Genomic DNA, 22,543 nt, shown 5'->3' with positions numbered 1-22,543 from the left:
TTACTGGGTGCGCCTGCCCGTTCCCAGAACCTGCACCTCGAGCCAGTGGAAGCCCAACGCGATCAGGCCTGCGACCAGAATGTAGAACACTGCCAGCAGAATAAGCGGCTCGTAGATAATGAAGGTGTCGGAACGCACCCGGGACGACACAGCGTAGATATCAACCACGGTGATCGTCGCAACCAGAGGGGTCGCCTTCATCTGCAATATGGTTTCACCGCCCAGAGTGGGCAAAACATTGCGGAGCGCCTGCGGCAGCCAGATTCGGCGGAACATGGTGAACCTTGGCATACCGAAGGACCTGGCCGCCTCTAGCTGACCTTTGGCGACACCCTTGAAGGCACCGCGCATGACCTCGCCCTCGTATCCTGCGTAAGACAGCATCAATGCCAGCACCGCATAAGGCCAGGCCTGGCGCAGATATGGCCATAATTCTGACGAACGTATCCACGGAAACTGCGGGAAAAGCGACCCAAGACCATAATACAGCAGCCAAAGCTGCAACAATAGCGGCGTGCCTCGAATGATGGTACAAAACACCTTGGCCGGTGTAGCCAGATACCAGGGTCCAACCGCCTGCATCAACCCTAGCGGCACAGCCAGAAGAAAGCCGAGAACAACGGTGACGACCAGCAACCAGAGTGTCGTCCAGATGCCGTACAAGGCAAGCGGTGCGTATTTTGGCAGCCAGTCCCACCGCAACGCATAGGCGCACCAGACAGCGAACCCAACAAAGACCAGCATCATCACGATGCGATGCGGCTGCATCAGAGATTTCAGATCGATCATCTGCCCGCCCCCGTCAGAGAGGGTTGACCGCGACGTGCCCATTTCTCGATACGCGCAAAGATGACCCCCGAGAACAGCGTGACCATAAGATATAGAAAGCCCGCTGCCAGAAAGAAGGTGAAATAGGCGCGTGTACTACTGGCCGCTTGTCGGGTTTCTAACGTCAATTCGTTGAAACCAACAACCGCAAGCAACGCTGTGTCCTTGGTCGCGATCAGCCACAGGTTGGCCAAACCGGGCACGGCGAAACTCATCATCGCTGGGATCGTGACCCGGCGCATGGTCATGATGGCAGGCATTCCGTAGGATTTCGCCGCTTCGATCTGTCCGAGGGGCACGGCTTGAATGGCACCACGCAGGATCTCGGTTGCGTATGCACCCTGAACGATACCCAACACCCAGATACCCGCAGCGACGCCGTTGATCTCAACACGTCCACCACCCATAGCGGCGGAGATCTTGTTAATGATATCCGATCCCACATAATACAGGATCAGGATCAGGACCAATTCCGGCACAGCGCGGATCACGGTCGTATAAATGGCGAGAAGATCGCGTGTGACCTTCCCGCCATAGAGTTTGCCATAAGCTCCGAACAGTCCGATCACCAAGCCAAGCGCATATGCGCCAAAGGCGATCTGCAGCGAATGGGACAGCCCGCGTAACAGGTTGCGGCCCCAGCCCGGCGGTGAGAGCGACAGAAGCTCTGCGCTCTGCGCCAGTCCCAGCGAATCCAAAAGTCCGGTCACAACAGCGGCTTAGTAGATGCTGGCCGAGAAATAGTTCGAGGTGATCTTCTCGTGCGTGCCATCTGCCAGAATAGCCGCGATGCCTTTGTTCAGCGCCTCGCGCAGGTCATCCTGACCTTTGCGAACACCTGCCCCGACACCTCGGCCCAGAATAGCAGGATCATCCTTGACGGCACCTTTGATTTCACAGCACGCACCCGCGTCCGAGTTCACAAAATCAGCCATCGCGATGCTGTCGGCCTGAGTGGCATCAATGCGGCCAGCGAACAGATCCTGATTGGCCTCGTCCTGGGTTTGATAGACGCGTAACTCAGAATCCTTGAAATACTCCTGCGCATAGGCCTGATGGATGGTCGAGGCCTGAATGCCGACCACCTTGCCCGCCAGCGACTCGGGTGTGGCTTCGATATCCATCGATTTATCGGCAACAATGACGGCGGGCGTATTATAGTATGGATCGCTGAAATCGATGGTTTTCAGGCGCTCTTCAGTGATCGACATCGATGCCATGATGGCGTCGATTTGCTGGCCGGTCAGCGACGGGATAATCCCATCCCATGCGACGGGCGTGATCACGCAGTCCAGTTCAGCTGCCGCACAGACAGCATTGATGACGTCGACTTCCCAACCTACCCAGTTGCCGGAACTGTCCAGCGAGGCAAATGGCGGATATGGCTCGGCGGCGATGCCTATTTTCACCTCTTCTGCGCTGGCAATGCCCGCGGAAAGAACTGCAGCGGCAAGGCTGGATGCAAGCAGCTTTTTGACGTTCATTTTGTTACTCCCTTTTGGTTTCATTATTCGTATTGTCAAACTACGCGACGGAACTGAGGAATTGCTTCAACCGATCCGATTTCGGGTTTCCAAAGACCTCGGCAGGTGGTCCCTGCTCTTCAATTCGGCCCTCGTAGAGATAGACAACATGATTTGCGACCTCGCGCGCAAACTTCATCTCGTGAGTGACAAGCAGCATGGTACGCCCCTCGGCGGCAAGGTCACGGATCACGGTCAGAACCTCGCCAACCAGTTCGGGATCAAGCGCCGAGGTCGGCTCATCAAACAGCATCACCGAAGGATCCACGGCCAGCGCCCGCGCAATCGCCGCACGCTGTTGTTGACCGCCCGAAAGATAGGCCGGATACGTGTCAGCTTTGTCGCCCAGTCCGACACGCTCCAGCAATTCATGTGCCCGCACGATGGCCTGCGATTTCGGGACTTTAAGAACATGCACCGGCACCTCAATCACGTTCTCTAAAAGCGAGCGGTGAGTCCACAGGTTGAACTGCTGGAAAACCATGGCCAGCCGAGTGCGAATGCGTTCAATCTGGCGACGATTGGAGGGGCTGCCATCGGCGTGCATTTCAACCAGTTCTCCGCCAATCGTGATCTTCCCCGAACTCGGCGTTTCCAGAAAGTTAATGCAGCGCAGCATCGTGGATTTGCCCGAACCCGACCCCCCGATGATCGCAACGACATCACCTTTGCACGCGGTGAGAGAGACGCCTTTCAGAACCTCCAGCTGACCGAAGGATTTGTGCAGGTCTTCAACCTTTATCGCTTCTTGATTCAGGCTCGCCTCATCTGAGTTTGCAACGGCTTTGGCTGTGTCCATATCCAAGTATCTTCTGATTTCAGCTTGCAGTAAGCCCCGAAACTCGCAATTATGCAAGTGTATAATAATTTCATGTCATGGATGGCCGACGTGCAGGACGACAGCCGCAAGTTTACCCGAGAGTCTGCTGAATATCGGCGCGAAGCGTTGATACTGGCGACTCTGGACCTGATCGCCGAGATGGGCGTTCGGGGTGCCACCGTGCGTGGAATCGCCGCTCGGGCAAACGTGACCCAGGGTCTGATCAGGCACTATTTCTCATCGAAAGAGGACCTGGTTCAGGCAGCTTATGAGCACCACATGAACACGCTGACGGATCAGACGGCATCCTACTCGGGCAAGGGTAATGCGCTGTCCCGACTGTCGAACTTTGTCGACGCATCGCTGCGGCCGCCAATTGTTGATTCCAGCGCCGTCGCCTTGTGGGCAGGATTTCTGAACAAGGTGCAACACGACCCGAAGATGCAGCGCATCCACCAGCGGACCTACAACTATTTCCGGGATCACCTTGAAACGCTGATCGTGGCCGCGCTGCAGGAATGCGGCCGTTCTGTAGAAGCATCCGAAGCGACGCAGCTTGCCATTGCCTGCAACGCTGTGATCGATGGCCTCTGGCTGGAAGGCGGTGCACTTCCTGAGTTCTTTGCCGAAGGTCAACTGGCGCAGATCGGTCTGGGATCGGTCAGCGCAATAATAGGAATCCCATTGAAGAAAGAGGTAGAGCAGCCATGAAAACTGCTGCCGTGACTCAACGTTTAGCCGGGCTGGGTGGCGCCAAATGGGGCGTTCATCTGAAAGCACGTGAGCTTATCAAAGCTGGGGCGGATATTGTCGAAATGACAATCGGAGAGCCGGACGTTCCGGTGCCTGACACCCTTATTGAAACAACAGTCAGCGCGCTGCGGGCAGCACGGACAGGGTATTCAAACGGGCGCGGCGAGGCGGGATTGCTGGATGCACTTGCCAAGCGGTACTCGGCGTCACGCGGACGTGCGTTCGGGCCCGAGAACTTTCTGTGCTTTCCCGGAACACAGACCGCCCTGTTCTCGGTCATGGCGGGTATCGCAGAGGTCGGTGACGAAGTTCTGGTCGGCGATCCTATGTACGCAACCTACGAAGGGGTAATACGTGCTTCGGGCGCAGATATGGTGCCGGTGCCGCTGCGCTCCGAACACGGGTTTCGTATGCAGGCCAAAGATATCGCCGCGCGGATCACGCCGCGCAGCCGCGCCATTCTGCTGACGACACCGCACAACCCCACCGGGGCGATCCTCACCGCCTCAGAAATTGCCGAGATCGGGCGTCTGGCGATCAAGCATGATTTGTGGATCATTTCGGACGAGGTGTACGAAGATCTTGTCTTCGAAGGGTTCGAATTTGTTTCACCCCTGGCCAATCCCGAACTTGCAAATCGCGTCATCGGAGTGTCGTCGATCTCAAAATCTCATGCGGCGCCCGGGTTCCGCAGTGGCTGGTGTGTCGGCCCGACCGCCTTTTGCGAAGCGCTGCTGCCCTATTCCGAAACCATGCTTTTTGGTAACCAACCCTTTATCGCGGACATGACCGAAAAGGCGATCCGCGACGGGTCGGAGGTGGCCCGGGGCATGGCGGCGCGTTTTTTGAACAGGGCCAGTTTGCTGGCGGACCGCTTGCAGGCGGAAACCAAACTTACCGTGCACCAACCCGAGGCAGGTATGTTTGCACTCATCAATGTTTCCTCCACCGGTCTTGATGGCGAGGCCTACGCCTGGGACCTGCTGCAGGCAGGGGTTGCCGTCATGCCTGGCTCGGCCTTTGGTGACAGTCTGAAACACTGGGTGCGCGTGGCTCTGACGATCAGCGACGCTGATTTCACCACGGCCATCACCCGCATCATTGATCACGCCAACAGAAAACCGCGCGAGGTCGCATGAGTAGACAGACAGTAGGTGAAGCTCTGGTTGCAGAGCTTCGGCGCCGGGACGTGGATTGCGTGTTCGGAATTCCGGGGGTGCACACGATTGAACTATATCGCGGGCTGGCGGCTTCGGGCATTCGTCATGTGACCCCAAGGCATGAGCAGGGCGCAGGATTCATGGCCGATGGCTATGCTCGGGTATCGGGAAAACCGGGCGTGGCCTTTGTCATCACTGGCCCGGGTCTGACAAACACGCTGACGCCCATGGCGCAGGCAAGGGCGGATTCGGTGCCAATGCTCGTCGTGTCCGGCGTCAACCCAACCGCGTCTCTTGGCAAGGGGATGGGGCATTTGCACGAGTTGCCCAATCAACTGGGGCTTGCTCAAACGGTGGCGCTGATATCCGAACAAATCACTACCCCAACCGAGCTTGACCCAACTGTAGAACACCTCTTTCACCGACTGGCCAACGGGCGGCCCGGCCCGGTGCACATAGAAGTACCGCTGGACATTGCGGCGGCCGAATATGCGCCAGCACAAAGCGCTACGCTTGAAGCCCAAAAACCGGCAGACACGGGCTTGATAAAGCAAGCTGCGGCTCGACTGGCTGAGGCGCAGCGCGTTGTCATTCTCGCTGGCGGTGGCGCGAAACGGGTCGAGGCCGATTTGCGCACACTGGCTGAAGTGCTGGACGCACCGGTTGTACAAACCGTCAACGCGCGCGGCCTTATGCATGGTCATCTCCTCACCGTCCCTGCCAGCCCCAGTCTGAACGCAGTGCGTGCCCTTATCGAAGATGCCGATTGCATTCTGGCTTTGGGAACCGAGTTAGGGCCAACTGATTATGACATGTATGCAACCGGTCAAATTGCAAAAATGTCTGACCTGATCCGGGTGGATCGGTGCAGCGATCAGTTAGAACGTCACAAAGCCGAGATCGCAATTCATGAAAGTGTTGCCGCCGTCATTCCCTTGTTGCTGGCCTCTCTTCCTGCCGAAAGAAATCAAAGTGATGGCGCATGTCGGGCAGAGCGCACGCGAATAGCGGCTTGGGCTGAGGTTGGCCCCGATTATCGCCATCAGGTTGAGATTCTGAATGCGATGCGTGACGCCTTGCCAGACACGCTGATGATCGGGGATTCCGCCCAGCCGATCTATGCCGGAAACCTCTACTATGACCATGACCGCGCCGGAGGCTGGTTCAATGCAGCTACCGGATATGGCGCGCTGGGCTATGGCATACCTGCAGCCATCGGCGCTGCAATCGCCGAGCCGTCGGCCCGTGTGATCTGCATTGTCGGGGATGGTGGAGCCCAATTCTCACTACCCGAGATCATGGCGGCCGTGGACGAAAATTTGCCCGTCACCTTCGTGATCTGGAACAATCATGGGTATCAGGAGATTGCCACATCAATGCAGGATGTCGGCGTGACCGTCATCGGCTGTGATCCTTCGCCCCCCGATTTTGCAGCGACTGCAAAGTCATTTGGCATTCCTTACTCGAAAGCCCTGCCCGAATCGGACGCTATCGCGCAGGCCGTGCGCAAAGCCGACCGCTGTGCCGGGCCATCTATGATCGAAATAATCGCCCCGAAATTCGAACCGCAGAAAGATTGAGCCATGACAGACCCGACCTTTGATTTTTCACGCGCCATCACCCGCCGTCCGGCTCTCACAATTGCAGGCGGATTGCGCGCCGAGGATATCGGCAACCCGGATTTCGAAGGGATGCTGACGGCACACAAGGCTTACGTCGCCGCATTGAAAAGCACCGGCGCCGAAGTGATCGAGCTTGATCCGCTGGATGCATACCCCGACGCGCAGTTTGTCGAGGATACGGCGCTTTGCCTGCCCCAAGGTGCGGTGCTGATGCGGCCGGGGGCACCATCGCGGATGGGCGAAGTGAATGAAATGGCGCCTGCGCTTCACAGCTACTACGATACGGTTTGCGGGATCGAGGGCCCGGGCCATATCGAAGGTGGCGATATACTGGTGACAGGGCGGGAAATATTGGTGGGCCGGTCGGATCGTACTGATGCTGCGGGCGTTGCCGAGCTTACAAAGATCACCTCCGACTGGGGTTACAAACTGCGCGAAGTGTTCACACCCGAAGGTGTTTTGCACTTTAAGACGGATTGTTCGCTGATGGATGCCGAGACCATCCTTTCAACCCGGCGGTTGGATGCGTCAGGGTGTTTTGACGGCTACCGTGTGCTGCATGTTGCCGACGGCGAAGAGGCCGCTGCCAACGCCATCCGGTTCAACACCCTTGTGCTGATGGCCGCAGGATTCCCGCGCACTGCCGAAATGCTGGATCACGAAGGTTACGAGGTCGTCGAGATCGACAATACCGATTGCGCCAAGCTGGATGGAGGCATGTCCTGCCTGTCATTGCGGTTCTAGCGCCAGGGCGACCATTTGTCCTACTAAATTTGTCGGATTTCCTTGCATCCCGATCGAAATCATCTAATTGACTACTTCATGTCGGGAAGCACCCGCAGCGAATTCTAGCGTTGGGACACATCATGCTGAAATCCTCCACCTGCATTGCAGCCGCACTGTCGGCTCTGATTGCCACCTCGGTTGCGGCCGAAGGTGAGCTGAATCTGTATTCGTCGCGCCACTATGACACGGATGATCGCCTTTATGGTGACTTTGAAGAGGCGACTGGAATCACCATCAACCGCATCGAAGGCAAGGCGGATGAGCTGATCGCACGGATGAAAGCGGAAGGCGCGAACTCACCCGCAGATATTCTGCTGACGGTCGACACCTCGCGCCTGTCACGGGCCAAGAATGCAGGCATCTTGCAATCTGTTGACAGCGCCGTTCTGGAAGAGCGTATTCCGGCCAACCTGCAGGATCTGGACAACCAGTGGTATGGTTTCTCGCAACGTGGGCGGATCATCTTCTATAACAAGGATGAGGTTGCAAACCCTCCGCAAACCTATGCCGATCTGGCCAAGCCGGAATACAAGGGTATGGTGTGCATTCGGTCATCGAATAACACCTACAACCAAACCCTGCTGGCCTCGATCATCACACATGAGGGCACCGAAGCTGCGAAGGAATGGGCCGAGGGCATCGTCGCGAATATGGCGCGCGATCCTCAAGGGGGCGATACGGATCAACTGCGCGGCATCGTCTCGGGTGAATGCGGAATTGCAGTTTCAAACACCTATTACTTTGCCCGCGCCATTCGCAAAGACGTCAAAGGCGTGTCGGCCGAGCGGGATGTCATCGGATGGGTCTTCCCCAATCAGGACAGCTATGGCGCGCACATGAACCTCTCGGGTGCTGGCGTTGCCGCAAATGCACCGAACAAGGACAATGCGATCAAATTTCTTGAGTATCTGGCAAGCGATCAGGCGCAGGTCTACTTCTCCTCTGGCAACGATGAGTTCCCTGCAGTCCCGAGTGTCGAGGTGGCAGCATCGGTCAAGGAACTTGGTGAATTCAAGGCCGATGATGTGAACCTGTCCGAGGTTGCCAAGAATATTCCCGAGGCACAGAAGATCTTTAACGAGGTAGGTTGGAAGTAATTCAACCAAATACCCGAGCAGTGAAAGGGCGCGGATTTTTCCGTGTCCTTTTTTTGTTGTGCATAGCTTGTTTTTAGCCAATAATCTCAAATACGAAAATGATTCCCATATGTGATCCATGCTCGACAATCTTTCAAATCGCCTTGCCAGACGCCTGAACGAGTTACGTCAGGGGCGTGGCTGGTCTCTGGAACAATTGGCCGAGCAAAGTGGCATCAGCCGCGCCACGCTGTCGCGGATGGAAAACAGCGAAGTCAGTCCGACCGCTGAAACATTGGGCCGTCTGTGCGCGGCATATGGTTTGCCGATGTCACGCCTGTTGATGATGGTCGAGGACAGTTTCGACCCCAAAGTTCCCTTTGAAAAACAGCCCGAATGGCATGATCCCGAAAGCGGATTTACCCGCCGGTCGGTCTCGCCCCCCGCTGCAGGGCTCAGCGGTGAAGTGATGGAAGGCCATCTGCCTCCTGGCACCACCATCACCTATGAAACACCACCAAAACCCGGCCAGGAACATCATCTGATTGTATTGGATGGCGGGCTGACGCTGACTGTGGATGGGGTCGCCCACGCGTTAAGCGGCGGTGATTGCCTTCGCTACCACCTGTCCGGCCCCACACGATTTGAAACCGGGCCGCATCGCGGTGCGCGCTATCTTCTGGTGCTGATATGATCACGCGGCTGTCCAAGATATCCTTTGATGACGCGCTTGAGGATTTGACGGATATCCTCCACAGCTGCGTACATACCGGAGCCAGTATCGGTTTCATCCTGCCCTATTCTCGTGATGACGCCCGCACCTATTGGCGGGATCGGGTACGCCCCGCGGTGCACGCGGAAGCGCTCGATCTGTTCGTTGCCTATGGTGAGGGGCGGATTCAGGGCACAGTGCAATTGATCCCCGCTGCGATGGCGAACCAACCACATCGAGCCGACGTCGCCAAGCTGCTGGTTCACCCCAATGCGCGTCGTCGCGGGCTGGCGCGCGCATTGATGGCCACGCTTGAGGCCCGGGCAGTGGAGTTGGAAAGAACCCTTCTGGTTCTGGATACGCGCAGTTCCGATCCTTCGCGCATCCTATACCAGTCTCTGGGGTTCCGGATCGCAGGCGAAATCCCGGGCTATTGCCGCAACCCGTTCGAGGACCGGCTGGAACCCACAACCTATATGTACAAACCTCTGGGCCAGCCATAAGCGTACTGATATTGCGGCAGGAAGATGATCTTGACCAAGCGCTGCGTTGACCAGTGTGGGCACTCATATTCCGATCGTGATATGCGCCAACCCAGTGAAGGACGCGCACCCAAATCCGGGGGCAATCAGCTAGAACCTGTGAAATTCCAACACGTGACCTTCGGGCAGGTATTCTGTCTCGGCCGGGATTATCGCCAGCCCGTCAGCCTGCGCCAGCAATGCCACGCGCCCACTGTAAGAGGCCGCCAGCAACCGCAAAAGGGGAAACCCGCCCGAAGTCGACCCCTCGATGCGCACCGGGCGGAATTCCTGCCGCCCCGCGCGGCGATGCAATGGTTCGGCCAGAACGGCCTGCTCGGATACCAGCGGCGTGTCGCGCAGCCCGGCACGACGGTTCATCATCTTTGATCCGATGACCCGCCAGGTAACAAAGGCAGAAACCGGATTGCCCGGCAGCCCGATATACAGCGCATCGCCGTAGCGACCGAACATGACCGGCTTGCCAGGTTTCATCGCCACCTTCATAACATCGGTCTCACCGCCGATTTCGCTGAACAGTCGTGGCATATGGTCTTCATCGCCGACCGATACGCCGCCCGTCGTGATGATCATATCCGAAGTTTCACACGCCTCGCGCAGCACATTTTTCAGCAGCGCGGGGTCATCCGCGATAGGGCCACGGTCGGTTAACTTGATCCACGGCCTATCCAACAAGGCCAGCAGCATGTAGCGGTTGGAGTTGTAGATCTGCCCGGGGCCCAGCGCTTCATCCGGCTGCCGCAGTTCGCTGCCGGTTGAAAAGATCGTCACCTTCAGCTTGCGATACACACTTACATGTCCGTGACCGGATGAGGCCAAGACGGCGGCCTCGCGTGCGCCGATCTCACACCCCCGGCGCAAGATTGGCGCTCCGGCTTTCAGGTCTTCGCCGGCACGGCGTATGTGCTGACCGGGTTCAGGACGGCGGGTAAAACGGATGTGGTCTGCGGATCCTTCGCAATCCTCCTGCATCACTACGGCATCAAATTCTGGAGGGATCGGCGCACCTGTAAAAATGCGCAGGACGCTGCCAACTGGCGCAGTGTGCGCCCCGCTATCTCCGGCGGCCACACGCCCACCGATGGGTAGATCAAAAACTGGTCCATCACCCAGATCACGTGTTCGGATAGCGTATCCATCCATGGCTGAATTGTCGAAAGCGGGCATATCAACCCTGCTGCTGCAGTCCTCGGCCAGCACGCGGCCAATCGCCTGCTGCAGTGGCAGAGTTTCAGTTTCCGCAACCGGATGGGCCACCGACAGACCGCGCTGCACTGCCTCAGAGACGGTCAGATACATGTTTACATGCCGGTCGCAAGCGCATCCATCAGCCATTTTTGGCCTCCAGCTGTGCAAAGAGTTCTTCAAAACCGGCCCGTTCCGCCTCGCCGAGTTTGGGCAGATAGGCCTTGGCTTCTTTCAGGTTGGAACTGGGATCACCGACCACCAGCAACATAACCATGCCATGGCGGCCATGCACACGGCAGCGAATGCCATAAACCCCCTCTTTCTCGAATGTCAGGTCCAGTTCGGGTTTACCCCGAATTTCGAATGCCCGTGCGCCGACGGGGATCATGCGGATGATGGATGTCACCGTATGCCGACCGGTCGAACCCTTGAAGCGTACGGTGGCTCCGGCAGGGACTTGCAGAATCTTGGGCTCGAACCGGAACGCATGTGCCGGAGTGTCTGCGTTCAGATCTATGATTTGATGAACAACGGCGACCTCGGGAATATCTTCGGCCTGCGCGGCAGAGACAAAGACCAATGCCCCCGCAATAGCTGCAGCACCTAGTTTCAGCGAAATACCCATCTGTCCCTCCGGAGTTCAAGCCGCCCGATAGGGGTCCCCCAACAGGTCAGCCAACGCGCTGATTATCACCGGCCATTGCGCAAGCCGGTTCTGGTCGCGCAGTTCGGTCAGCAATTGGAGGCCAATGGACATCAAAGCGGGCGCACTGTCATTGACATAGGTCACGATGCGTTGCTCGGGATTGGCCAAAATAAACGGCACGATGGCAGCACTTGCCTGATCGGGCGCCGTCTCAGAGAGAAGCCGCATGGCCGCCTGACGCACGGGGGCCGAGATGTCGTCCAGCAGGCTGCGCGCCACATCCGGCGTGCCGTCCCATTTGGTGAGGATATGCATGGCGTCGATGCGAAACGGGGTATCTCCGGTTTTCTGCATTACGCGCAGCTTGCCGCGCAACGCGTCCTGGGGTGGCAGGTCAGATAGTTGCAACAGTTTGAGCGCCTGCAGGGACAAACCCGAATCCGTGTGCGACAAGCCTTTCGTGATCAGATCAAGCAGCTGGCCCTCGTCCAGTTCCGCACCATGGCGTGCTACCGACACTGCCAACGCTGCGTAGGATTGTTGCGCTTGCTCGGGGTCAGAATCTTTGGCGATCTGCGCCAGCATGATCTGCATCCCCTTCACCTCGCCCAGAAGGCGGATGGCGGCCATCCTGGTCTCACGCTCCAGCGCCTCGGCATTGTCATCAAGCGCTACGTGGCGGCGCCTGGGATGACGGGTTGCCCTGGCCAGCAACGCCTGCTCGCGGGGGGTAAGGGGCTGAATCTCATCCTCTTGCGCTTCCTGCGTTACTTCCGCCGCAACGGCATCATGGCCGAGTATCGCACCCAGACTGGAGGTCGGGCCGTTGTCGCCACCTTCCGTGACATCCAGTCCGGCCTCTTCCAGCGCGGCCACGTCGGTTTGCGGAACCTGTTCTGGCACCTCTTCTGCGACCGCGGGTATCGGTGCCATCGCCAAGAACAGCAATAGCTCGCGACACTGCTGCTGGTTCACATGCGGCCGGTTGGAATCGGTTGCGATCATCGCCAGCGACGCCACGGCCTTGAGCCGAGCCGACCGGAACGGCGACCTGCAGGCGCGCTGCAACCATTCTGCTGCTTCGCGCAGGGGCGAGGTCGCCAAAGCATCGACGATGGCCCATTGCAGACGCTCGGCCTTGAGGTCATCGCTGGCAACCGAGAAAATCGCGTTCAGACGATCCTTCATAAGTTCCGGAGCCAACCCAGCCAGCAGGCCCAGCGCCTGCGCCGAGACCTCGGGTTGTTGACCGGTGGCGAGAAAATCCAGAACCTTCCAGCGCAGGTCTTCCTGATCGGTGATCGGCATTCCACGGTCGAGTCGCTCGATCAGAGCCAGCTGCACTTTGGCACCGGGGTCGCGCATCATGCGGTCCAGTAGTTCAGGTTCCGAGAAGCCCGAGTGTTTCAGTGCCGCGATGCGAATATCTTCGAGTGCATCAGTGAGCCCCTGTTCAACCAGCGCAGGCTCGTTCGGCATTAAAGCCTCGTAGGCGATCAAGCGAGCGGCTCCGTCTTTGTCCGCCACGGCCTTACGCAGTATCGCCTCGGCTTCGACCCCGCCAATCTCGGCAAGCGCGCGCAAGGCACGGTGACGCAAGCGGCGGTTCGAGGATTGGGTAAGAACGCCCAATGTCGGAACCGAGGGCTCACCAATCTGACCCAGCGCTTGACAGGCAACGTCACCCAGTTCCTGCCCATCTTCATCCAACAACGCCAACACGATGGGTTCAATGGCGGCAGCGTCGCCCATCCGACCCAGCGCCTTGATTGCCGCAATTTGAGTGTCGAGCCAGTCGTCCCATTCGTCCTGATGCAGCTCGTCTTCGTCCCAAGTGATCCCTTCCCCGCGTCCAGTCACGAGCGTACGTAAATAGGGCACGGCATCCTCGAATTTCAACGCGGCCAGCGCGATCACGCAGGCCAGTTTGACCTCGCCGCAGGGATCATGGATCAGGTTCTCCAGCAGCCGCGGCGCAGCTTCTTGCACGCCCAGCGCACCAAGCGCTTGGGCGGCGTCTTGGCGCACATCTTCATCGTCATCCTGCAACGCCTCAACCAAAGCCGGACTGTTGTTTGCGCCAATCGCGGTCAGAGCCTGAACGGCGCGCAGACGGATCACGTCATAATCGGACTTTGCCAGTTCGGAAAACAGGCTGATGGCCTCATCACGCAGGGCGGCATCGGAGTGCATGTTCATATCAAGTCTGCCATGTTTGTGGTTGGGAGAAGTTGGGTGAAAGTCGAAGACAGGGTTCCCAACCGAAGCCCGCCTTCCAGGTGGTCGCGTCCGCAGTGGGACCAGACCCGGGGGGCGGCATGGCGACCGCGCCCCGGAATTGCGTGATCAGGCGATGTCGCGAGGCGCAAAGGACATCGTACGGAACGAGGTCTTGTAGGGGCTCGGCCCCAGTTTGCGCAGTTTTGCAACGCCCATCTTGTAGTTGTAGTTGCCGCTGATCCAGTCAACAATCCGACCCTCAAGTGCATTGGCAGGCTGCTGCATGTGCAGAAAGTCCATGTAAACAACGCTTTTCTTGATGGCGGGCGTGACCATGGCCACAGCGGTGATCGCCGCTTTGGTCAGTTCGATATGCCCGTTCTCCATCAGTTTCGAGAACTGGAAGTCATCGTCTTCCACACCCAGCAGCGTCGTCTTGTTGCCCGGAACACGTTCCGAATACACCATCACATAATCGCCGCTTTCGATACCACGCTCGGCCGCGTCGTCGGGATGAATTTCGACCCAGTTTTCCGGCCAGCGCTGCACGATATACGGGCGGCGACGGTCGTCGAAGCCGGATTGCCAGCGTTCGTTGATTCGACCTGAGGTCGCCCAGAGCTCGCCTTCTTCCTTGTTGGGTTTCAGCCATTCCCAATAGTCTGAGAACAGGCCCCAGGGCGATTTCTGGATGTTGCACTTGCCGGTCTGGCTGTTGAAATGCGTCAGCTTTTTATTAAACACATCCTTCCCAGCTGCACCGGTATCGGGAAGCTTGCGGGTTGTGTCGTGCAGACGCTTGGTTTCGATCAGCGTAACCCCGTCGGCACCCAGCATAACCGGACATTGCACGCCGTCGGTGCCGAACTCGCGGACCTTCTGGTGCAGGCCTTTGCCTTCTTTCTTGGCCAAACGGAAGACCGCGTGGAAATCCTTGCGCGACCCGCGGGTAAAGCGCACGGCCTCCTCCGCGACCTCGTTCGAGTTCTGCCAATCGAAACCATCAAAGCCCATCCGCTGTGCCAGTTGCGAGATGATCCACCAGTCGGGTTTTGCCGCACCGGGGGCATCATAGAACTTTTGATACAGACGCAAGCGTCGTTCGCCGTTGGCACGCAAGAAGTCCTCTTCGCCCCATGTGGCTGCCGGGAACACGATGTCGGCATAGCGGTTGCCGATCGGGTCTTGCAGATAGATGTCCTGGTTGATCACCACCATACCGCCACTGTCGGCGCGGGCCTTCAGCGTATCGATCATCTCTTGCTTGTCGAAGCTGGCGATCTGGTGCGGGTTGCGGACGGTCAGTTCCTCGAACTTGTCGGCCAATTGCTGCGAACCACACATGGACTGAATCCAGGTGGTGCCGATCACATGGGCCATACGGGTATGACCCGCGATCAAATACCGGTCGGTATCCATGGCGCGGCGACGGCGGCCCGGCAGTTTTTCGGGCGATTTGTTGCGCGGGTATTTCCCGCCCTTCACACCGCCCCGCTGGTGACCACCGGCCCGCCCAATGACCTGACCCGGACGACCGCCACAGCCACAGATGATGCCCAGCGCGGAAATCGCCTGCGTGTTGCCGGTGTTGTTGGACCAATAGAACCCTTTCTCGATCATAACCGAGGTCTTAGGCCGTGTGCCATCTGCCTTGGGTTTGGCGAGCCATTCGGCGGCGGTATAGATCTTCTGCACGTCGATCTCGGCCATGGCCGCAGCAGTTTCAGGCGCGAATTCGTCCTGCGAAAGCAGCCATTCTTTCCAGTTCTCGAAACCCTTGGTCTGGAACTTGCCCCAGGTCGTGCGCCATTGCCATGGCGTGTTCCTGGTGCCCTGGCCGAAGCCGGATGAGCTTTCCCATTTGTTGTTGACCCAATTCTTGATCCAGTCGCTGTCTTCCCAGCCATTTTCCACGATGACGCGGGCGATGGCGTTGACGACCAACAGGTCAGTACCGGGTAGAACGTCGATATGCAGACCGCCCATCTTTTCCGCATGGGCCACACCGGCCGAACGCCGCGGAATCAGATAAATCTCACGCTGACCGTTCTGCATCCCCTTCATCATCCACTGGGTATAGAGGATGGTCTTGGTCTCATACGGGTCGGTGCCGCAGACCAGCAGAGTCTCTGCATCGCGCCAGTCCTCATATGACGGGCCGAAATTGTCGAAACCCGCATCCCGGAACCCCGGGGTCGAGGTCACGTCGGATGGTGTGTCGTGGAAGGTGAAGTTGGCAGTATTGATATGGCGCAGCGCGTATTTTGAGATCGCATAGGTGTTCTCGATATACTGATAACTGAAGGTCTTCACGCCATAGGCATTGGTACCGTGCTTGGCGATGACGTGGTTACCCACCTCGGCCGCCACATCCAGCGCCAGATCCCACGGAACCGGCATCAAGGTGCCATAAATCCGCATCAATGGCGTCTTCAACCGGTCGCGTGTCGGTGTCTGCGGGTTATAGCATTTCTGTGCGATACATCCGCCGCGCAAAGAGCTGTCTCCGTCCGTATTGACGGTCTGGTTATCCTTGTCCGGGATGATCACCACATGGTGTGGTTGACCCTTGTGCAGAACGATATTGTGCTGGTTCGGCGCCACCCATGCACCCAGCGGAGCAACGGGAAAATCCTCGCCAAACGCGTTTTCATCCGCGCCGGGCCCACCGGATTTAGCCGTCACAGGCCAGCGGTAGACTTTGTAACCACAGGCCACGATGCAATAGTCGCAAGCGGTCGAGATGACCTCGGCGCCTTTGGGTGGCAGCGGGACGTTGGTTTCGGGTACGTAATACGGGGTTGCCATTGTCAGTCTCCCCTCCCCTTATGCAATGAGATTGTCGTAACGGCCGTAAATCAGACCGAACATGCCGACGGCGTAGATGTCATCGCCATCCAGTTCCAAAAGGACCTGCGGCAGCGACTGGTAGGCCTGCCCCGAAACGAGGATGCCGTGCCGGGTCACATCATAGGTCGATAGGTGCAGCGGGCATGGACCCAGCACCTTGTGATCCGTCTTGTAGGTGTCGTATAGCGATCCGCCCTGATGCGTACAGGTCAGGTTGAAGGCCACGACGTCTTTTTGCGGGCCGATGCCACCACCGCTTTCCACACCGGTCTTGACCAGGATCGAGTCCGAATAGTCGCCCTCATCCGGGTAGTAGAACTCGACCGGGACATCCTGCTCCAACTCGGACAGTTTAGCGATCAACTTGCGCGGATAGGTCGAGACCAGCGCAGGCACTTGTTCGGCCTGACCGTGGCGGGTGGGCATGGCCACCATCACGGTAAAAGTCGTAGCCCCCGACGCGAACAAGAACTGGCGACGGTTCACGGTGCAGGCCTTTTTGGCCTCGCCCGAACAGCTGCATCCGGTTGCGTTATGTTCCGTCATGACGCTTACTCCTCTGCTGCAACCGCGGGAAGCGGCTGGTAATCCGGCAGGTCAGGTTCCTCGATCAGGATTTCCTCGCCGGACAGGGATTTCAGGAAGGCCACCAGATCCGCCTTTTCCTGATCGTTCAGGCCAAGGGATTGGATCAGCGGGGATTTGTTTTCAGCGAACTCATTCTCACCGCCGCCCTGGTTGTAGAATTCGACTACATCCTCAAGCGTCTCCAACATGCCGTTATGCATGTACGGTTCGGTGTAGAGGGTGTAGCGCAGGCTTGGCGTGCGGAATTTGCCCTTGTCAGCCTTTTCCTTGGTGCGGAAATAGAAGCCGGGATCGTCTTTGGTGTGGCGATACATTTCTTCAGTCGAGCCCTTGGCGTAAAGCTCATACCGGAAAGTGACCTGTGCCAGACCGTCATCCTGCCAACCGGCATAGGCGGGTACGCCAGTGTTGTAGTATTTCTCATCCGACAGCAGCGCACCGTTGTGGCACTCGGAACATTGTGCCTTGCCGGTGAACAGCTCCAGCCCGCGTTTTTGTTCCTCGGTCAGCGCCGCATCATCCCCACGCAGGTAGTTGTCGAAGGGCGTGTCAGTCTGAACGATGGTGCGTTCAAACGCTGCAATAGCACGCCATGCATTCGAGATACGCGGCCATTGATCGCCGAACACGTCATTGAATTGCTCGACATATTCGGGAACGAAGGCCAGACGCGCTTCCATCATGTCGGCCTCGCCGTTACCGGCGACCGCACCACCCGCCGCGGATTTAGCCTGACTTTCAAGGCTCTTGGAAGAGCCCGCCCAGAATAGTTTGCCGTAATAGGCCGAGTTCACGATGGTCTGACTGTTGCGCCAGTGGGTCGTGCCTGGATAGCCGAAAGAGATTTGAGCTTCGACATCCCACCCGACATAGGGATTGTGACAGGCCGAACAGGGGGTCGACTCGTTCCCGCCCAGACGTGGATCAAAAAACAGCATCTTGCCGAGCTCGATCTTGGCATCTGTCTGCGGATTATCCAGCGGTATGGGCGGCGCGCCCAGCGCCACGAGCGGTGCGTCCGGGTCGGGATCTGCACCGCCAATACCGGCCTCGATCTCCATACTGGTTTCCGCAATCGCCTGCGAACCAAGAACGGCAAACAGGGCAGCGGTGGCGATTGTGCCTGACAGGTAAGACTTTAGGTCTTTCATGGGTCCACTCCTCAGTTTGTCGCGTCTTGCCAGTTTTCGATCGGCGCGTATTCCGTATCGATATTCTCGGCGACGAAATCGGGGCCGGTCAGCGGCTCGCCGGATAGCGCCTTGAGGAAGGCCACCAGTTGAGCTTGCTCAGTCTGTGTTAGATCAAGCGGCTTGATGCGCGGATCCTTGTTGTCATCATCGCCACCACCGGTGTTGTAGAAGGCCACCACATCCTCAAGCGTCGCAATCGAACCGTTGTGCATGTACGGCGCGGTATAGGTCAGTTCGCGCAATGTGGGGGTCATGAAACTGCCGAACGTATCTGGGGTATGAGTGCGGATATAAGCGCCCGGGTCGGCGCGCAGATTCATGTAATTCTCGACGCCGAGGAACTTCATCATGGTCACGAAGGTGATGTGACGTTCCGGTGTCGCCCAGATATCGGGGTTGTCGCCAACACCGATATTGTGCGGCAAATCATCCGTGAACCGATCGCCCGAGTGGCAGGAATTGCAGCCACTTGTCAGGAACAGCTCATAACCCGCTTTGGCCTCGTCCGACATCTCACCAGTGTCGAACGGAGCCCCGCGAGAGATCAGGGTTTTCAGATATTCCGGGATTGCGTTGCGGACGCCACCGTTTGACGGCTCACCAAATCCCGCAGCTTCGAACATCTCGACATAGACTGGATCCTGCTTGATACGTTCCTGCATCAGACGCATGTCCATGTTCATAAAATAGGTCTCGGTGATGCTCTCGCGAGTCACGTCGTTGAGGTTGGTACCAATACGACCGTCATGGAACCATGCTGCGCGCTTGGCGCTGTTGATCAGCGTCGGTACATTGCGAAAGTGCAAGCTGCCCGCATAGGCATCTGACAGGGCCTGCCCATCGCTGAACCCGTTTTCCGGCTGGTGGCAGCTGGCGCAGGACAGTTCGGTGTCGCCGGACAGTCGTGGATCAAAGAAAAGTCGTTTACCAAGGGCCGCCTTGTTCGGGTCGAACTCTATGGCTTCTACCGGGCCCGGCTCGTCCGCCTGGGCCTGGTGAACCGGTAACGCGGCACAGATCGTCAGCAATGAAGCTGTCGACAGCGCCGAGAACCATGCTCTGGCTTTGGTCATCATTTGAAAGCCCTCTTTATCCGCAAAATCGATCACTCCGATTGATCGGAGATCGACAGGGCGAATTATAAAGAGCGATTTTCTACGATGCTTTGATCGAGGTTAAATCCGCATACAAATATCGATGTAACGATCGCTTAGTTGAAACAAGGCTGCGTATGTCGCGCCAGCCCTGCATTTCAGCGTCCCTGACGGTGAACCTGTCCGGCCCGCACAAATTGGGCGCGATCAGAACCGCCTGCATCTGACGTTGTGGCTGTCACACGTCGATATCCAGAGCAAGCGCATGTATACGAGGGACTATATCCCCCAATGCTGCATGAACTGCGCGATGTCGGGCAATGCGGGATTGTCCCTCGAAGGCCACCGAACGAATAAGGACGTTATAGTGGCTCTCGCCGCCCTCCTGATATCCGGCATGACCACGATGGCTCTCGCTGTCGTCGACAACATCCAGCTCGCGCGGGTTAAACGCCGCCTGCAGGCGGTCATGGATTTCCTTGGTCACGCTCATTTTTATGCTCAACGGCAAATTAATTGCCGCCCCCCTCTTCTACTTTCGGCTACTTAGATTAAACTGCTGCCTCCGAGTCGAAAAGATGTCTTCGTGAGGTTAAGCAGATGGTAAAGTCAGATCCCTTCGGATTCGATATGTCCGTGTCCAACGCGAAGAAGAAAAAACCGCGTGGGCGTCGGGGCATGTCGGGTGCGTCCGAAACGTCAGTGCGCATCTGTGATCACGAAGGCTGTGAAGAGGCTGGCAAGTTTCGCGCGCCCAAGGCACCGGATGTGCTGGATGATTTTTTCTGGTTCTGCCAGCAACATGTACGCGAATATAACCAGACATGGAATTTCTTCGACGGCACTACCGAGGCTGAGCTGAACGCGCAACGTTCCAAGGACAAGGTGTGGGAGCGTGAGACCAAACCAATGGGCGATCCTGAAGCCCGCGCATGGGCCCGCCTGGGCATCGAGGACCCGCATCAGGTTCTAGGTGAAAACGCCACCAAAAATCCCGGGCGCGCCAATACCGGCGGCCGTCGCCTGCCCCCGACCGAGCGCCGTGCGATCGAGATTCTCGAAGCGCAAGATAGCTGGTCCAAAGCCGAGGTTCGGAAGGCCTACAAAAAACTGATCAAGGTGCTGCACCCTGATATGAACGGCGGTGACAGGTCGCAGGAAGAACAGTTGCAAGAGGTCGTCTGGGCCTGGGATCAAATCAAAGACAGTCGTAGCTTCAAGTAAGGTCGAACGGGCGCGGATCGACTGCGCCCCGTTTCACGAATAGCGCTTGTTTCGGGACATTCTTCCGATTCCCGGGTTCATGCTGTTCGTAGGATCGATCGACTTGTAGAACGCCGCCAAATCGGATTTGGCCGCATAGAGATGCCCAACATTGTGTTCGGCTGGATACTCGGCGCCACGTTTATCCAACAACTTCAACATCGCGGCCTTCAGCAACTTCGGATCGGCACCTTTCTTAACGATGTAATCCTGATGCAGCACATGGCACATGAAGTGACCATAGTAGAGCTTGCTGATCAGTTGATCCGAGATCTCAGCTGGCAAGTCTTCGAACCAGTCGGTGTCATTGCGGCGCAGTGCAATATCCAGCGCAATGATGTCTTCTACCTGGGTTGCGTGAACCTTCATGTAACGGATGGCCGCACCTGCTGCAGCAAATCGATGCAGCCCGGCAATCTTGGCCTCACGCGGGTCGCATTCAAAGAAATCCAGTTTGTCATCTACCGCCATCTTTTCGAGCAATGCGCGCGCTTCGTTGATACCGCCATCACGCATCTTGAGGATCAGGTGATGCGGGTAGCGCAGCCGAAAGGCGCGCATCCGGCGCGGCAGGACATCGGGCCAGAACCGCATCGCGAATTGCATAAAACGGTCAGTGAAATTTGAGAGGCCTGGAACACCTTCCAACCTGGCATCTATCGCGCCTTTCAAAGCGAAGAAGGTGGGCAAGCGATCCGTACCCAGCTTGTCGATCATCACCATGGTGTCTTTGCCATAGCGATCTGAGATATCGAAGACCTCTTCATGCATGTATTCTGCACTGACCGGCAGAGTTTTGAACCCTGCCAAAATACTGCGGCGTAGCTCGGTCAGGGCGCCGGTGTCCCGCGCGCCAACGTAGAACGTGCGCTCGGCATCATTTTTGGGATAGGTATCCAAGCGTACAGCAAAGACAGCCAGTTTTCCCGCGCAACCCGCAGCTTCGTACAGGCGCGACTTGTCCGCATTGAACCGGGCCGGGGTGTCCGCGTCCACATTACGTACACGGCGGACATAATCGGTGTCAGAGGCTTTGCGATTGCCGGTCTCGATATCAGCTGCGCTGAATTCGCCTTTCTGCAGACGGGTCAGGATCTCTTCTGGCGTTTCGCCCAGATGCATACCCAGATGATTAACCAACTCCAGTTGACCATCCTGCGTGATGCGGGCGTACAGCGACAGCTCAGTATAAGATGGGCCGCGCTCGACCAGCGAACCACCCGAGTTGTTGCACACCCCGCCGACGATCGACGCCCCGATGCAAGAGGACCCGATCACCGAATGCGGTTGCCGTCCGATCGGGGCCAGCAGCTTTTCCAGTGCGAACAGGGTGCTGCCCGGAAAGCTGATGACCTGTTTGCCACCATTGATCAGATGCAGATCATCCATCCGTCGTGTGTTGATCAGCACCACGTCGCGATCATAGCTGCCCTTGGGTGTTGAACCTTCGGTCAGGCCGGTATTGGCGGCCTGCATGATGACGATCTTGTCAGCGCAAACGCAGGCCTGAAGCACCTGCCATTGCTCAAGCAGCGTAGCGGGCTGAACCACCGCCAGCGCCTCCCCTTCGCCCGATCTGAACCCCCGGCGAAACCGCCGGGTACTGCGGGCAGAGGTTAGAACACGCCGCCGCCCGCAAATGGTCTGAAGACGCTTGATCAGATCGGCGTCGGTCATCC

General features: G+C 57.8%; 21 protein-coding genes. 8 read left to right on the top strand and 13 right to left on the bottom strand.

Translation table 11 applies throughout. The annotated features are described in order from the left end of the window. The 4 genes from BLU89_RS19955 to BLU89_RS19940 are packed head-to-tail and all read right to left on the bottom strand — an operon-like array spanning nt 1 to nt 3,150. Complete coding sequence (locus BLU89_RS19955; protein ID WP_074739320.1) at nt 1–789, bottom strand: ABC transporter permease; 789 nt, start codon at nt 787–789, stop codon at nt 1–3. Beyond that, a complete protein-coding gene (locus BLU89_RS19950) occupies nt 786–1,538 on the bottom strand; it encodes an ABC transporter permease (protein WP_074739318.1) in 753 nt (250 codons plus the stop codon). The genes BLU89_RS19955 and BLU89_RS19950 overlap by 4 nt, the downstream gene beginning before the upstream one ends. Before the next feature lie 9 nt (nt 1,539–1,547). Further along, nucleotides 1,548–2,312 carry a transporter substrate-binding domain-containing protein gene (locus BLU89_RS19945; RefSeq protein ID WP_074739316.1) on the bottom strand — a complete coding sequence of 255 codons (765 nt, stop codon included), beginning with the start codon at nt 2,310–2,312 and terminating at the stop codon, nt 1,548–1,550. Nucleotides 2,313–2,352: 40 nt separating this feature from the next. Further along, a complete protein-coding gene (locus tag BLU89_RS19940; RefSeq protein ID WP_074739314.1) occupies nt 2,353–3,150 on the bottom strand; it encodes an ABC transporter ATP-binding protein in 798 nt (265 codons plus the stop codon). Nucleotides 3,151–3,222: 72 nt separating this feature from the next. Between BLU89_RS19940 and BLU89_RS19935 the strand changes: the two genes are divergently transcribed. From BLU89_RS19935 to BLU89_RS19905, 7 genes are all read left to right on the top strand, one after another. Next, on the top strand, nt 3,223–3,882 hold the full coding sequence (locus BLU89_RS19935) for a TetR family transcriptional regulator C-terminal domain-containing protein (RefSeq protein WP_425441421.1): 660 nt from the start codon (nt 3,223–3,225) through the stop codon (nt 3,880–3,882). Further along, nucleotides 3,879–5,063: a pyridoxal phosphate-dependent aminotransferase gene (locus BLU89_RS19930; RefSeq protein WP_074739310.1), complete on the top strand. Its 1,185-nt coding sequence runs from the start codon at nt 3,879–3,881 to the stop codon at nt 5,061–5,063. Before BLU89_RS19935 ends, BLU89_RS19930 begins: the two co-directional genes overlap by 4 nt. Continuing rightward, entirely contained in the window at nt 5,060–6,664 is a 1,605-nt protein-coding gene (locus BLU89_RS19925; RefSeq protein ID WP_074739308.1) for a 5-guanidino-2-oxopentanoate decarboxylase, read from the top strand. Before BLU89_RS19930 ends, BLU89_RS19925 begins: the two co-directional genes overlap by 4 nt. Nucleotides 6,665–6,667: 3 nt before the next feature. Continuing rightward, on the top strand, nt 6,668–7,450 hold the full coding sequence (locus BLU89_RS19920) for a dimethylarginine dimethylaminohydrolase family protein (protein ID WP_074739306.1): 783 nt from the start codon (nt 6,668–6,670) through the stop codon (nt 7,448–7,450). A gap of 122 nt (nt 7,451–7,572) precedes the next feature. Then, nucleotides 7,573–8,589 (top strand): Fe(3+) ABC transporter substrate-binding protein, encoded by a 1,017-nt coding sequence (locus BLU89_RS19915; protein WP_074739304.1) that lies wholly within the window; start codon nt 7,573–7,575, stop codon nt 8,587–8,589. A 118-nt stretch (nt 8,590–8,707) separates the two neighbouring features. Continuing rightward, nucleotides 8,708–9,262, top strand: coding sequence for a helix-turn-helix domain-containing protein (locus BLU89_RS19910; protein WP_074739302.1), 555 nt, complete (start codon nt 8,708–8,710; stop codon nt 9,260–9,262). After that, nucleotides 9,259–9,783, top strand: coding sequence for a GNAT family N-acetyltransferase (locus BLU89_RS19905; RefSeq protein WP_074739300.1), 525 nt, complete (start codon nt 9,259–9,261; stop codon nt 9,781–9,783). Before BLU89_RS19910 ends, BLU89_RS19905 begins: the two co-directional genes overlap by 4 nt. A gap of 129 nt (nt 9,784–9,912) precedes the next feature. Here the strand turns inward: BLU89_RS19905 and BLU89_RS19900 are convergent, their stop codons facing one another. The 8 genes from BLU89_RS19900 to BLU89_RS19865 all read right to left on the bottom strand — a co-directional run bounded on the left by BLU89_RS19900 (nt 9,913) and on the right by BLU89_RS19865 (nt 20,094). Then, complete coding sequence (locus BLU89_RS19900) at nt 9,913–11,157, bottom strand: molybdopterin molybdotransferase MoeA (protein ID WP_074739298.1); 1,245 nt, start codon at nt 11,155–11,157, stop codon at nt 9,913–9,915. After that, on the bottom strand, nt 11,150–11,635 hold the full coding sequence (locus BLU89_RS19895; RefSeq protein WP_074739296.1) for a plastocyanin/azurin family copper-binding protein: 486 nt from the start codon (nt 11,633–11,635) through the stop codon (nt 11,150–11,152). Before BLU89_RS19895 ends, BLU89_RS19900 begins: the two co-directional genes overlap by 8 nt. 15 nt (nt 11,636–11,650) lie before the next feature. Further along, a complete protein-coding gene (locus BLU89_RS19890; protein ID WP_074739294.1) occupies nt 11,651–13,855 on the bottom strand; it encodes a HEAT repeat domain-containing protein in 2,205 nt (734 codons plus the stop codon). Nucleotides 13,856–14,002: 147 nt separating this feature from the next. Continuing rightward, nucleotides 14,003–16,684: an arsenate reductase (azurin) large subunit gene (locus BLU89_RS19885; protein WP_074739292.1), complete on the bottom strand. Its 2,682-nt coding sequence runs from the start codon at nt 16,682–16,684 to the stop codon at nt 14,003–14,005. Between the two features lie 18 nt (nt 16,685–16,702). Beyond that, entirely contained in the window at nt 16,703–17,272 is a 570-nt protein-coding gene (locus tag BLU89_RS19880) for an arsenate reductase (azurin) small subunit (RefSeq protein ID WP_074739290.1), read from the bottom strand. 5 nt (nt 17,273–17,277) lie between these two features. Then, nucleotides 17,278–18,465, bottom strand: coding sequence for a cytochrome-c peroxidase (locus BLU89_RS19875; RefSeq protein WP_083347829.1), 1,188 nt, complete (start codon nt 18,463–18,465; stop codon nt 17,278–17,280). 11 nt (nt 18,466–18,476) lie between these two features. Beyond that, nucleotides 18,477–19,580: a cytochrome-c peroxidase gene (locus tag BLU89_RS19870; protein ID WP_074739339.1), complete on the bottom strand. Its 1,104-nt coding sequence runs from the start codon at nt 19,578–19,580 to the stop codon at nt 18,477–18,479. A 259-nt stretch (nt 19,581–19,839) separates the two neighbouring features. Beyond that, nucleotides 19,840–20,094 (bottom strand): BolA family protein, encoded by a 255-nt coding sequence (locus BLU89_RS19865; protein ID WP_074739288.1) that lies wholly within the window; start codon nt 20,092–20,094, stop codon nt 19,840–19,842. Nucleotides 20,095–20,201: 107 nt separating this feature from the next. Between BLU89_RS19865 and BLU89_RS19860 the strand changes: the two genes are divergently transcribed. Then, on the top strand, nt 20,202–20,825 hold the full coding sequence (locus tag BLU89_RS19860; protein ID WP_074739286.1) for a J domain-containing protein: 624 nt from the start codon (nt 20,202–20,204) through the stop codon (nt 20,823–20,825). Between the two features lie 33 nt (nt 20,826–20,858). Here the strand turns inward: BLU89_RS19860 and dld are convergent, their stop codons facing one another. Continuing rightward, nucleotides 20,859–22,541: a D-lactate dehydrogenase gene (dld, locus tag BLU89_RS19855; RefSeq protein WP_074739284.1), complete on the bottom strand. Its 1,683-nt coding sequence runs from the start codon at nt 22,539–22,541 to the stop codon at nt 20,859–20,861. Nucleotides 22,542–22,543 lie beyond the last annotated feature (2 nt).

Source organism: Ruegeria halocynthiae (genome assembly GCF_900106805.1).
Lineage (GTDB): Bacteria > Pseudomonadota > Alphaproteobacteria > Rhodobacterales > Rhodobacteraceae > Ruegeria > Ruegeria halocynthiae.
The sequence above is the reverse complement of the archived record's forward strand: the minus strand, read 5'-3'. Positions and strand labels throughout refer to the sequence as shown.